At 73.9% G+C, this 12,507-nt stretch carries 12 protein-coding genes; 3 read left to right on the top strand and 9 right to left on the bottom strand.

The window, feature by feature from the left end:
• Window positions 1–124 precede the first annotated feature (124 nt).
• The 9 genes from IE248_RS33445 to IE248_RS33405 all read right to left on the bottom strand — a co-directional run bounded on the left by IE248_RS33445 (window position 125) and on the right by IE248_RS33405 (window position 10,405).
• Window positions 125–433: a hypothetical protein gene (locus tag IE248_RS33445; RefSeq protein WP_037796760.1), complete on the bottom strand. Its 309-nt coding sequence runs from the start codon at window positions 431–433 to the stop codon at window positions 125–127.
• A gap of 68 nt (window positions 434–501) precedes the next feature.
• Window positions 502–2,340: an NAD(P)H-dependent oxidoreductase gene (locus IE248_RS33440; RefSeq protein WP_190032651.1), complete on the bottom strand. Its 1,839-nt coding sequence runs from the start codon at window positions 2,338–2,340 to the stop codon at window positions 502–504.
• A gap of 3 nt (window positions 2,341–2,343) precedes the next feature.
• On the bottom strand, window positions 2,344–3,768 hold the full coding sequence (locus IE248_RS33435) for a dihydroorotase (protein WP_073797106.1): 1,425 nt from the start codon (window positions 3,766–3,768) through the stop codon (window positions 2,344–2,346).
• Window positions 3,756–4,859 (bottom strand): acyl-CoA dehydrogenase family protein, encoded by a 1,104-nt coding sequence (locus IE248_RS33430; RefSeq protein ID WP_190032650.1) that lies wholly within the window; start codon window positions 4,857–4,859, stop codon window positions 3,756–3,758. Before IE248_RS33430 ends, IE248_RS33435 begins: the two co-directional genes overlap by 13 nt.
• The gene (locus IE248_RS33425) at window positions 4,856–5,917 is read right to left on the bottom strand and encodes a PrpF domain-containing protein (RefSeq protein WP_190032649.1); all 1,062 of its coding nucleotides are present in this window, start codon (window positions 5,915–5,917) and stop codon (window positions 4,856–4,858) included. Before IE248_RS33425 ends, IE248_RS33430 begins: the two co-directional genes overlap by 4 nt.
• Window positions 5,914–7,749: an asparagine synthase (glutamine-hydrolyzing) gene (asnB, locus tag IE248_RS33420; protein ID WP_190032648.1), complete on the bottom strand. Its 1,836-nt coding sequence runs from the start codon at window positions 7,747–7,749 to the stop codon at window positions 5,914–5,916. Before asnB ends, IE248_RS33425 begins: the two co-directional genes overlap by 4 nt.
• A 35-nt stretch (window positions 7,750–7,784) precedes the next feature.
• Complete coding sequence (locus tag IE248_RS33415; protein ID WP_037796765.1) at window positions 7,785–8,744, bottom strand: PLP-dependent cysteine synthase family protein; 960 nt, start codon at window positions 8,742–8,744, stop codon at window positions 7,785–7,787.
• A gap of 27 nt (window positions 8,745–8,771) precedes the next feature.
• Window positions 8,772–9,545 carry an HpcH/HpaI aldolase family protein gene (locus IE248_RS33410; RefSeq protein WP_073776291.1) on the bottom strand — a complete coding sequence of 258 codons (774 nt, stop codon included), beginning with the start codon at window positions 9,543–9,545 and terminating at the stop codon, window positions 8,772–8,774.
• Window positions 9,542–10,405 carry a TauD/TfdA dioxygenase family protein gene (locus tag IE248_RS33405; RefSeq protein WP_190032647.1) on the bottom strand — a complete coding sequence of 288 codons (864 nt, stop codon included), beginning with the start codon at window positions 10,403–10,405 and terminating at the stop codon, window positions 9,542–9,544. The genes IE248_RS33410 and IE248_RS33405 overlap by 4 nt, the downstream gene beginning before the upstream one ends.
• A gap of 340 nt (window positions 10,406–10,745) precedes the next feature.
• Between IE248_RS33405 and IE248_RS33400 the strand changes: the two genes are divergently transcribed.
• From IE248_RS33400 to IE248_RS33390, 3 genes are all read left to right on the top strand, one after another.
• Window positions 10,746–10,958, top strand: coding sequence for a tautomerase family protein (locus tag IE248_RS33400; protein ID WP_008744129.1), 213 nt, complete (start codon window positions 10,746–10,748; stop codon window positions 10,956–10,958).
• Window positions 10,955–12,229: an MFS transporter gene (locus tag IE248_RS33395; protein ID WP_190032646.1), complete on the top strand. Its 1,275-nt coding sequence runs from the start codon at window positions 10,955–10,957 to the stop codon at window positions 12,227–12,229. Before IE248_RS33400 ends, IE248_RS33395 begins: the two co-directional genes overlap by 4 nt.
• A gap of 90 nt (window positions 12,230–12,319) precedes the next feature.
• Window positions 12,320–12,507, top strand: a 188-nt coding sequence (locus IE248_RS33390) for an S-adenosylmethionine synthetase N-terminal domain-containing protein (protein WP_229895722.1), incomplete at its 3' end; no start/stop codon positions are given.

Below are 12,507 nucleotides of genomic sequence, written 5' to 3'. Positions count from 1 at the left end.
CGGGCCTGAGCCCGCACAGGGTTGTAGAGACCCGTGAGTGCCTCTGCTGAACCGATCGTTTCAAGGGGCGGACCACTCACGCATCTTCTGAACTGCTCTTATGCGACCGGACAACCAGCCGGGCTCAGGCGGCGGTGGCGGACTCCGCCAGCACGGCCGCCACCGTCTCCGGCTCGAAGTTGACGGCGCTGGACCAGCCGCCGATGGCCAGCCGGAACCATACGGAACTGGTGATGACACCGCCGTGGTGCTCGCCCTCGACGACCTCGTCGCCGAACGACCACCCCTCGGCCTCGTAGCCGACGGCCGCGTCCGGCAGCAGCAGCCGGATGACGGGGCTCTCCAGCGAAGGGCCGGAGCGGACGTTCGCGTCACGCCACACGGGGCCGAGCCGGCTCGGCCCGGCGGTGAACTCCTCGTGGGATCGCGGCATGGGTGTGCTTCCTCTCTTCGGATGCGGTCCCTCGATGCGGGACCCGGGTACGGGGTACGGGCCGGTGTTCAGGCGGCCGGCGCGGCGCCGACGAGGGCCGGCCGCGCGGGCGCGGCCGCGGCTCGCGCGCCGGCCAGCCACATCACCTGCGACACCATCTGGACGAGCCGCTCGCCCTCCGGCGAGAGAGCCCCGTCCGCGGCCGGCGGCGCCGGAACCCCGGCCACCGCCACCCCCACCGGCGTCGGCCAGCCGCGCAGCGCGTGACCGATGGTGCGCAGCGTCGTCAGGGTCGAGACCGCGCCCTGGGCGCCCGCGCCGACCGCGACCGTCCCGATCGGGCGGCCGTCCAGGTAGGGGAGCGGACCGTCGATGTCGTTGACGAAGTCGAGGGCGTTCTTCAGCAGCCCCGAGACGGTGGCGTGGTAGGTCGGGGACACCAGGACGACACCGTCGGCCCGGCGCAGTTCGTCCAGGAACCCCGCGACCTTCCCGTTCGTCGCCGCGAGCCCCGGCCGGTACGCCGGAAAGTCGATCTCCGCGCCCGTGAAGACGCGTACGGTCGCCCCCCGCGCGGCGCACTCCCGGGCGCACCAGTCGGCCACCCGGTCCGACGTCGACCCCGTTCGCAGCGACCCGCTGACCAGGACCACGTGCGGTGTTCCCATTGTTGCCACACCTTCCTTCGTGCGATCCGCCGCGCGGGGTTCCGGCGGCCGGGGAGCGCTCGGGCGCCCGGCCCGAGGGCGCCAGCCGACCACGGCGCCGAGCTCGGAGTCCTTGCGTCCGGAGGAGCTCATACGGGCGTTGCGCCGCGATTCGGCCGCCTTGCCGGCCCCCTGGTCGAGGGAGCCCTGGCGGCGCGACTGGAGTACGACGGCGGCGGCCCGCTCCGCGCGCTCACGCGCGTATGCCTCCAGGGCCGCCGGCACGGACGGGGCGCCGGCCATGGCCTCGCCGAGGACGACCGCGTCCTCCAGCGCCATGTTGGCGCCCTGGCCGAGCGCCGGGACCATCGGGTGCGCGGCGTCGCCGAGCAGCACGACCCGGCCGTCGGTCCAGCGGGGCGCCGGGTCACGGTCGTGGATGTCGGTGACGACGAGGTCGTCGGGGTCGGCGTCCCGTACGAGGTCGACGACCGGCGCGTACCAGCCCTCCAGGGCCTCGACCAGGGCGCGCCGGGCACCCAGGGGGCCCAGGGCGGGCCAGACACCGGGCGGTGAGGTGATCTTCGCGGTCCAGTAGAGGGTGTCCCCGCCGACCGGCGCGATGAACAGCTGGATGCCGCGCCCGTTGACCACGTGGCTGCGCTGTCCGAGCACCGAGCCCGAGGTCCGGCCGCGCACCGAGGTGTAACCGCGGTACTGGGGCGGCCCGTCGCCGAGCATCCGCCGGCGCACCGCCGAGTTGATGCCGTCGGCGCCCACCAGAGCGTCGCAGTCCAGCGTGGCGCCGTCGCAGAGCAGGACGCGGACCTGCTCCCCCGCGGCGAGGTAGTCCTCCACCGCTGTGCCCAGCCGCAGGGCCGTCCCCGCGGCGAGCGCGTCGTCGAGCAGCGCGCGGTGCAGGTCCCGGCGCAGCAGCGGAATCTGCGGGGCGCCGAGTTCCCGGCCCGCGGCGCCGATCGGCTCCTCGGCGAGGACCACACCGGAGGCGTCCATCAGCACCCGCACCTCGTCGTCGGCGGTGACGTGGCCCGCCGCCCGGACGCGTTCGCCGACCAGACCCCCGAGGGCGTCGGCCGCCCGCACCCCGTTGGGATACAGCACGAGCCCGGAGCCCCCCGAGTCGATCCGGCCGGCCCGTTCGACGACGGTCACGTCGAACCCGTGGCCGGCCAGCGCGGCGGCCGTCGCCAGCCCCCCGATCCCGCCGCCCGCCACCACCACGGACTGTCGCTTCCCCATGGATCAGGCCTCCTGTCCGGCCGCGGTGGCCGTGTCGTGCGTACCGGTGGCCCCCAGCGGGCGCCCGTCGTACCTGCCGAAGGACCCGTCGGCCCGGTTCCACACCGTGCGGCCGGCGCGCAGCGTGCGCTCGACGCGGCCGGTGAACGTCCAGCCCTCGTACGCGGACCAGCCGCACTTGCTCTCCACGTCGTGCGCGGAGAACATCCAGGGCTCGTCGGGCGCGAAGAGGACGAGATCGGCGTCGGCGCCCGCCTCCAGACGCCCCTTGCCGGGCAGCCGGAACAGCGCCGCCGGCGCCGCGGCCAGGTGGTGCGCCAGGCGGGCGATCGCCGTGTCCGGGTCCTCCTGCGGCCGGCGCCGGCGCATGCCGGTCCACACGGCCACGGCCAGCTCCTGGACGCCGGGCAGCCCGGGCGGCGACTGGGCGGGTGTCCGGGTCTTCTCCGCGACGGTGTGCGGGGCGTGGTCGCTTCCCACCGTGGTGGCCTGGCCCGCCCACACCGCCTGCCACAGCCGGTCCTGGTCGCCGCGGGCGCGGATCGAGGGCGACAGTCGGGTCCGGGCGCCCAGGCGCCGGGTGTCCTCGTCGGTGAACGACAGGTGGTGACCGGTGACTTCGAAGGTGACCGGGAGCCCCGCGGCCCTGGCCGCGCACACCAGGTCGGCCTCCTCCGCGCTGGACAGGTGCAGGATGTGCGCCCGGGTGCCGTACCGCCGCACCAGCTCGATGACCTTCGCGACGGCCACGATGCCCCCGGTGCGCGGGCGGCGCGCCTCGTACTCCAGATAGCTGCCGGGCTCCCCCCACCAGGCGTCGAGCAGCGCGAACAGCCCGTCGTCCTCGGCGTGCAGGACCAGCTGGACACCGCCCTCGGCGGCGGCGACGAAGGCCTTCTCCAGCTGGGCGGGCTCGCGCACCACGGTGGGCGCGGTGTGGTGGCCCGCCATGAAGATCTTGGCGCTGGTGGCGACGGCCGGGTCCAGGTCCGACAGGAGCTCGGGGCGGTCCGGGTCCAGGCCGATGTGGAAGCCGTGGTCCACGAGCGAATGGCCCGCCACCAGGGCGCGCTTGGCCAGCACCGCCTCGGCGGTCAGCGTCGGCGGCACCGTGTTCGGCATGTCCATCACCGTGGTGACCCCGCCACGGACGGCGGCGCGGCTGCCGTGCTCCCAGTCCTCCTTGTACGTCAGGCCCGGGGTGCGGAAGTGCACGTGGGAGTCGATGAGACCGGGCAGGACGTAGTGGTCGCCCGCGTCGATCCGCTCGGCTCCGGCGGGCGCCGTGTCGGTGTCCGCGACCGCCGTGATCCGGCCGCCCCGGATCAGCAGGTGCCCGGAGCGCACGCCCCCCGGCGTCACCAGCCGACGGCCGCTGACGACGAGTTCGGCGGCCGGCGATCCGGCGGCGGGGCTCAGTCGGTCCATGACAGCGCCACCAGCTCCCGGCAGAGGTCGTTGGTCGGCCCCATCAGGCCCACCCCGCGGGCGTCCGCCAGCAGCCGGTCCGCGCCGCCGCCCGCCCCGTACCCGGCCGAGCCGAGCATCCGCGCGACATCGAGGCAGATCTCCTCGGCGGCGGCGGTGGCGTGCAGTTTGCTGTGCAGGGTGGCCAGCCCCGGATCGGGAGCCGTGCGGGCGCCGGCCCGCTCCACCGTCGCGCGCGCCGCCTCCAGCCGGGTCGCCAGACCGACGAGCCGGTGGCGCACCGTCGGCAGGGCCAGCAGCCCGCGGCCGCGCGCGTGCGAGACGGCGAGGTCGAAGGCCGCCTCGGCGATGCCGACCGAGACCGCGCCGAGCGAGGCCCCGCTCTCGCGGACGCCCGCGATGATCGAGGCCGCATACCCCTCGGGGCCGAGCCGGTCCGCGTCGGCCACCACACAGCCGTCGAGCGTGACCAGCCCCGTCGCCGAGCCCCGCATCCCGGCCAGGTCCAGGCCCAGGTCCGGGACGAGACCGGGATTGTCGGCCCCGACCAGGAAGAACGTCTGCCCGGCGGCCCCGTACGCGGCCTCCCCGCCGCTACCGTCCGCACCGGTCCGCACCAGCACCAGGTACAGGTCGGCGACCGCGGCGCCCGTCGTGAACGTCTTGGCGCCGCTCAGCACCCAGCCGCCCTCCGGGCGGCGCACGCCCGTACTGGACAGGTTCTGCTTCGCCGCGCCGGCGCCGTTCTCGCTCCACGACGAGGCGGCCAGCACACTGCCGTCCGCCAGGCCCGGCAGCAGCCGCGCCTTCTGCTCCGTGCTACCCCACTCGGCGATCCGGGCGCTCACCGCGAAGTGCTGGAACGCGATGATCGCCACCGACGGATTGGCGGCCGCGATCTCGGCGACGACCCGGTTGACGTCGGCGGCGTCGCCGCCCGCGCCCGCGTGGTCACGGGGCACGGCGGTGGCCAGCAGCCCGCTGGCGCGCAGCGCCGACAGCACCTCACGGTCCGGCTCACCGGCCGTCGCGGCCCGCTGAGCGGACGCGTACAGCCGCTCGCGCAGCTCGGGTCCCAGCTGGGGCCTCATGCGGCTCCCGACAGCGCCAGGCATTGGGCGACCTCCTCGAATTGCAGATGACTCAGGGGTGTCAGGACGAAGGAGCCCAGGAAGGTGACGCGCTTGTGCGCGACGCTCGCCCACAGCAGCTCGCCGTCCTCCCCGCTCCCGCCGGGCACCGCGGTGACGGCGGCGACCGCCGTGCGGGCGCCACTGGTCTCGATGTCCACCAGGCCATCCCCGGCGCCCAGTTCACGGGCGATGCGCCAGGGCACCGTCCCCGGCACGCGCACGGCCGTACCCAGGCACACGGCCCCGGTCAGCGCGATCGTCGGATGCCAGCCCGGCACGGTCACCGCACGCGCGGAGATGGCGCCGTCCGCTCCCGGAAGGATCGCGGCGATCTTGGGGAAGGCTCCGTCGGGACGCCACCCCAGCAGCCCGGCGGCGGCGCCGCGGATCAGCTCCAGACGGGCCAGCAGATCCTTCCCGGCGCCGAACAGGGCGGCGGTGTCCGGGACACCGAGGGTCCGCGCGTCGACGAAGGCGTACGTGTTGGCGCTCGCCACCATCGACACCTCGTGGCGCTCCCCGGCCACGTCGAGCACGGTACGCGGCGCACCCGTGGGCAGCAGCCGCGCGAACGGCACCGGCCGGGGCTGGACGAAGGTGACCGTGAAGCGGACCTCGCCGCGCTCGACCCGGTCGACCTCGCAGACCACGCCGTCGCCGTTGTTCAGGACGTGCACGCGGATCCGTACGCCCGGCACGAGCCGCTCCAGCATCCCGGACCGGGCCGCGGCGACGACCGCCGACAGGATCGAGTGGCCGCAGGAGCCCCGCAGGTCGAACCGGTCGGGCGCACCCGGCAGCGCCTGCACGAATCGGTAGTCGAGATCGAACATCGGGTGCGCCGACGGCTCCACCAGCGCGATCTTCAGGACGTGCGCGCCACCGGCCGACACCAGATAGCGGCGGGCCTCGGTCAGGTGGTCGAGCAGGGCCGTCTCCTCGCGCGGCAGTCGGCCCGCGTCGAGGACGAACGTCGGGCAGGGACTGCCCGCGGCGTAGGCCAGGTGCCCGATCACACCGCCACCGCCACCGGTGCCGGCGCGGCCGCCGACGGCGTCGCGCCGGCGAGGCCCGGCCGGAACTGCTCGCGCCACACCTCGTGCGTGAGCAGCGACCACAGGGCCAGCGCCGTGGCGTCGCCGGGCCGTTCGGCCTGGGCCGCGAACAGCGCCTGGACGGCGGCGGCGTCGAGCCGGCCGTCCGCGTCGAGCCGGGCGGGGGTGAGCAGGTCCCGCGCGTAGGACCACATCGGCGCCCCGGGGCGCAGCATCGCGGTGATCGGAAGGGTGAACGGCTGCTTGGGACGGGTGAGCACGCTGTCGGGCAGCAGGCCCGCGGCCGCCGCGTACAGGGTCCGCTTGACCTGCCCGTCGTACAGCCGCAGCCGGTCGGGCAGCGACCGGCCGAGGTCCACCACGGAGCTCTGGCAGAACGGCAGCCGCACCTCGATCGACCCGGCCATGCTCAAGTGGTCGACCCGGCGCAGGTGGTAGGCGGGCAGCCGGTACCCCAGCTCGAAACGGGTGACGCGCTCCAGCACCGTGCCCGGCCCGCGGCGCAGATCGTGCTCCGCGTCGGCCGGCAGCGCCGGGATCCCGCGCAGCGCGTCGCGGAAGTCGTCGGTGTACAGGTACCGGCGCACGGCGGCCGGGACGGCCGACAGCGCGTCGAGGTAGCCGGCCGCCCAGTCGCCGCCGGCCGCGGCCGTCTCCGCCGCGTGCCGCATCCGCTCGTACCCGCCGAACACCTCGTCGGCGGCGTCACCGGTCAGCGCGACGGTGAACCCGGCCGCGCGGACCGCCTGGAACAGGGCGTACGTACTGAGCGCGATGGGATCGGCGTTGGGCTGGCCCAGATGCCATACGGTCCGCTCCAGCAGCGCCGGGAAGTCCGCCGGGTCGATCTCCACCTGGTGGTACGCGGCCCGCGCGCGCTCGGCGGCCTGCCGGGCGAAATGCCGCTCGTCGAAGGGCCAGTCGCCCTTGTAGGCGATGTTGAAGGAGTGCACCGGGCCGTGCTCGGCCGCCAGCGCGGTCACCAGACTGGAATCGAGCCCGCCGGAGGTGATCAGCGCGACGGGCACGTCGGCGACCAGCAGCCGCCCGACCTCCTCGCGCAGCGCGCGCCGGACCCGCACCGCGGTCGCCGCCCCGTCACCGGGGCCCGGCCGCTGCACGTCCGCCACGGGCCGGCGGCGGCTGCGCGGGACACCGCCCAGGACGCACACCAGGGTCGTCGCCGGCGCCATCACCTCGACGTCCTCGAACATCGTCTGCCCGCCGAACGGCGTCCGCGTGGCCAGGTAGGCGTCGAGCGCCGTCTCCCGCACCCGCGCCACGGCACCGCCGAAGCCGAACAGGGCCGGGATCTCGGAGGAGAAGTGCAGCGAGCGGGCCGCCGCGTCCCACCGGTAGTAGAGCGGCTTCATGCCGATCCCGTCGGTGGCCAGCAGCAGCCGCGGCCGCTCCCCGCGCAGGTCGACCAGCGCGATCGAGTACATCCCGTCGAGGTGCTCGGTGAAGTCGTCCCCGTACTCCAGGTACAGGGCCGGGATGACGTTGCCGTCGCAGTGGTCGTCGAAGGTGTGCCCGAGGGCTTCGAGGCGGTGGCGCAGCGCCCCGTGGTTGTAGATCTCGCCGTTGAAGACGACCCGGAGCAGGCCGCCCTCGCCGTAGGGCTGCCGGCCGCCGTCAAGGTCGACGACGGCGAGCCGGTTGTTGCCCAGCCCCCAGCCGTCCGCCTGGTGGATGCCGGTTGCGTCGGGGCCGCCGTGGTGCTGGAGGGCCGCCACGGTGCGCATCTCGTGCGGTGAGGCGACCGCGTTGAAGTAGCCGTAGATCCGGCACATGTCTGCTGCCTGTCTTTCCGTGAGGAGACGACGGGTCAGCCGCGTGCCATGGACAGGTAGCGCTCCCCGCTGTCGGGGAAGACCGTGACCACCGTCGCACCCGCCCAGCGTGGATCCGCGGTGACGCTGCGGGCGGCCCAGGCGGCGGCTCCCGAGGAGACGCCGACCGGCAGACCGGTGGCTCGGGTGATCTCGCGGGCGGTGGTGGCCGCGGCCTCGTCCGGCACGGCGACGACCTCGTCGACGAGGGTGAGGTCGGTGATGTCCGAGACGTAGCCGGCCCCGATGCCCGGGATGCCGTGCGGGCCCGCCTCGCCGCCGGACAGGACGGCGGAGCGCGCCGGTTCGACGGCGACGACGTGCACGTCCCGGCGTTCCTTGAGGTAGCGGGCGGTACCGCTGAGGGTGCCGCCGGTGCCGACCCCGCACACGAGCACGTCGACCGCGCCCGCGGTGGCGGCCCAGATCTCCGGGCCGGTGCCGTCGTAGTGGGCGCGCGCGTTGGCCGGGTTGCGGTCCTGGTGCGGCACCCACGAGCCGGGTGTGGCCCGCTGGAGTTCCTCCGCGTGCGCCCAGGCGGCCATCAGCCCGTCCCGGTGCGGTACGAGGACCACCTCGGCCCCCAGCGCCGCCAGGATGAGGCGGCGCTCCTCGGTGGCGTTGTCGGGCATGACGATGACGCAGCGGTGGCCGCGCCGGGCGCACAGCGCCGCGAGCGAGATCCCGGTGCTGCCGGAGGAGCACTCGATGACGGTGCCGCCGGACAGGGGCAGCAGCCCCCGCTCCTCGGCGTCGCGCAGCATCGCGAGCGCGGCCCGGTCCTTGACGCTGAACAGCGGGTTGAACATCTCCAGCTTGGCCAGCAGCCGCACCGAGGCCGCCAGCCCCGGCAGGCCGACCTCCAGCAGCGGGGTGTTGCCCACCAGGTCGTCCAGCGACCGGGCGGGCGCTCTGCCGGCCGCCGTGGCGGACCACGGCTCGGTCTGCGTCGTCACTGCTCCCCCAAGAAGTGTCATGGCCGGTCAGGCGGCGGCAGCGGCCAGGTGTGCCGCCGCGACCTGCTGAAGGTGGGTGATGTCACTGGAGACGGTGGCGAAGGTGAAGCCCTCCGTCAGCCGCTTGGCGGCGCTCTCCCCGTCCAGGCAGTGGATGCCGCAGGCGATCTTGGCCGCGCGCGCCGTGTCCGTGACGCGCCGCAGTGCCGCTTCGAGGGCGTCCGCCGCGGCGGGGTCCCCGAAGTAGCGGGCGCCGAGCGCGGCGGACAGGTCCGCCGGGCCGACGTAGACGGCGTCGAGACCGGGTGTGGCACAGATGGCGTCGAGGTTCTCCAGGGCGGCGGCCGTCTCGATCATCACGACGCAGGCGATCTCGTCGTCGATGTCGGCCGGCACCGAGCCCAGCCGCAGCTCGGCGCGGACCGGCCCGGCGAGGCTGCGGGTCCCGGCCGGATGGTGGCGGCAGGCCCGTACGGCCGTGCGGGCCTGCTCGGCGGTGTCGACCATCGGGACGATGACCCCGCGCGCCCCGGTGTCGAGCGCGACCCCGATGGCGACCGGGTCTGCCGACGGCACGCGGATGATCCCGGCGGACCGCCGCCGGGAGTCGATCGCGAGCATGGCCGCCTGCCAGCCGGGCTGGTGCATCACGCCGTGCTGCCCGTCCACGCCGATGTAGTCGTAGCCGAGGCCGGCGACGCGTTCGGTGCCGGCCGGGTTGTCACAGGCGATCCAGTAGCCGACGAGCCGCTCGCGCCCGCGCAGCCGCCGGGCGAAGCCGGCCGGGCCGGGGGCGCTCACTCGCCCTCCTTGAGGGCGTAGCTCGGCCGCCCGTCGAGGCCGACGGGCACCTCGCCGTTGACGGAGACGCGGTGCAGCACCCGCTTGTGGGTGCCGTAGTCGTTGACGGCGTAGTGCTGCGTGCTGCGGTTGTCGAAGACCAGCACGTCTCCCGGGCGCCAGGTCCAGCGCGCGGTGTTCTCCGGCCGGCGCACGTACGACTGCAGGACGTCGATGATCGGGCGGGACTCGCGGACCTCCATGCCCACCAGCCACTGGGCGAAGCCGCCCAGGAACAGGCTCGGCTCCCCCGACTCGGGGTGCACCCGCACCACGGGGTGGGCGGTCTCGAACCGGCGGGACAGGAAGGCCTCGCGGACCTTGTCACCGCGCTCGGTGCCCAGCCGCGGCTGCTCGGCGTGGTTGGTGTGCACCGCCCACAGCCGGTCGGCGATCTTCCGCAGCTCGGCCGGCAGGTCCCGGTACCCCGCGGCGGCGTTGGCCACCAGGGTGTCGCCGCCGTACGGCGGGAGCACCACGGAGCGCAGCGTCGTACCGAGCGAAGGGGAGGTGGTGAAGCTGATGTCGGTGTGCCAGTGATCGGCGCGCTGGTCCTCGCCGTCCACGGCGAGCACGTGCGGCGCAGCCGTGTCGACGGCACGCATCATCGGGTGTTTCCGCGTGAGCGGACCGAACCGCCCGGCGAATGCGAGCTGCTGCTCGTCGGTGATGTCCTGATTCCGGAAGAAGAGCACCTTGTGCTCAAGGAATGCCTCGTTGATCTGCCCGAAAACAGAATCCGAAAGTCCGGCGGAAAGGTCGACGCCCGTTACCTCCGCGCCGATTCGGCCGCCGATCTTTCGTATGTCGAACGTGGACACCGGTTTCCTTCCGAGATCGCCAGGAGTCCTGTGTCTCCCGGGCCGGCGCACAGTGCCCCCCACGAGCTGAAAGCGCGAATCCCGGCCACGGGAGAAACGATCCAGCAGGACGGACGGGACCGGCCGGACAGGACGGCACCGAGCAAACCACGGGGTGGTTGACGGGGCAACAGGTCATCGCGAGGCGCCGCGACTTGAGCAACTTGGCCAAGTGGTCCCGCGACACCGGAGATTCTTGGCCAAAGAGCTCCGGCATGTTCCCCTCGGTATACCTGGAATCACTCTGCCGCCATCCCGGAAATTCTCCGGAATCTGCCCCGCCGAGAAAAGGAAAGCCGATATGCCGGTGATCACCGTCAACTGGTGGAAGGGCAACGACCGCGCCGCGCGCGGCGATCTGGTGGCAGGCATCACCGACGTCGTCACGCGCGTGTCCGGCTGTCCGCGGGAGTCCGTCACGGTGATCGTCCGGGACGTCGAGCTCGGCCACTGGGGCAAGGGCGGCCGGCTCGCCGACGACCGCGGCCCGGCCGGCCCCCGGAGCTCGCAGTGAACTTCCGAGACCTGCACCCCAACATCCGGCTGCGGATCTGCGTCGGATTCGTCCAGCGCCTGCTCTCCGTCATGCTGATGCCCCTGCTGATCATCCACCTGGCGGCGCTCTACGGAGCGGCGACGGCCGGCGCCCTGACCCTCGCCGTGGCCGCCGCAGGCATCGCGAGCAACTTCATCGGCGGCCACCTCGCCGACGTGTACGGGCGACGGCCCCTGCTCGTGGCCGGTGAGCTCGGCGCGACCGTCTGCTTCGCGCTGCTCGCGCTCGCCAACTCGCCCTGGTGGTCCTCCGGCGTGGCGACGTTCCTGCTCTTCCTCGCCAACACCTGCGCCGCGCAGCTGGCCACCCCCGCCGCCGACGCGATGATGGTCGACGTCTCCACCCCCGAGAGTCGCCCTCTCGTCTACACGATCAACTACTGGTCGATCAACGTCGCCTTCACCGTCGGCGCCCTGATCGGCGGCTTCCTCTACGACGGGCACTTCACGCAGCTGCTCACCGGCGCGGCCGCGGCCTGCGCGCTGACCACCCTCGTGATCTGGCGCTGGATCAGCGAGACCGCGCCCGCCACCGGCAAGGACGTCGCGACCGGCCCCCGTGCGATGCTGCGCGGCTACCTCGCGGTCGGCCGCGACCGGCTCTTCCTGCGGCAGCTGACCGCGGCCGCCCTGATCGCCGCCGTCGAGATGCAGATCGGCTACTACATCGCGGTGCGTCTCGCCGACGAGTTCCCGCGCCAGACCCTCGCCACCATCGGCTCCTGGACGCCGGCGGTCGACGGCGTCGCGATCCTCGGCATCCTGCGCGCCGTCAACGCCGCCCTCGTGGTGGCCCTGGTCCTGGCAGCGAAGACCCTCCTCGGCCGGGCCTCCGAGCGGACCCGGCTCTACGCCGGGATCGCCGCGTTCACCGCCGGCTACATGGTCTGGGCCGTCAGCAACGACGCCTGGGTGCTGATCGGCGCCGCCGTGCTGCTGACCCTCGGCGAGATCGCCAGCATCCCCGTCCGCCAGACCCTGCTGGCCGACCTGGTGCCCGCCCAGGCCCGTACGAAGTACATGGCCGCCTACGCCCTCAACGCCCGCGCCGGACTGCTCATCGCGGCCCTGTGCGTGACCGTCGGCGCCTTCGTCCCCGCCCTCGGCATGAGCCTGCTGTACGGGACCGCCGGCCTCGCCGCGATCCTGCTGTACCGCTCCCTGCTACGGGCACGGGAGCGGGCGGCGGACCGCACCGGGACGGCTCAGGTCCTCGACCGTGCCGCCTGACCTGCCCAAGCGTGCGCCGGCCGGGAGCCGTGCGGTGACTCAGCCAAGTCCGATTGCGGGCTGCGGGGAGCCGACGTTCTCATGCGCGACATGACAAAACGGCTCTTCACCTCCGAGTCGGTGACCGAGGGTCACCCCGACAAGATCGCTGACCAGATCAGCGACACCATCCTCGACGCACTGCTGCGCGCGGATCCGGCCTCCCGCGTCGCGGTCGAGACGCTCATCACCACCGGTCTCGTGCACATCGCGGGCGAGGTGACGACGAAGGCGTACGC

The organism is Streptomyces goshikiensis (assembly GCF_014650555.1).
Lineage (GTDB): Bacteria > Actinomycetota > Actinomycetes > Streptomycetales > Streptomycetaceae > Streptomyces > Streptomyces goshikiensis.
The sequence above is the reverse complement of the archived record's forward strand: the minus strand, read 5'-3'. Positions and strand labels throughout refer to the sequence as shown.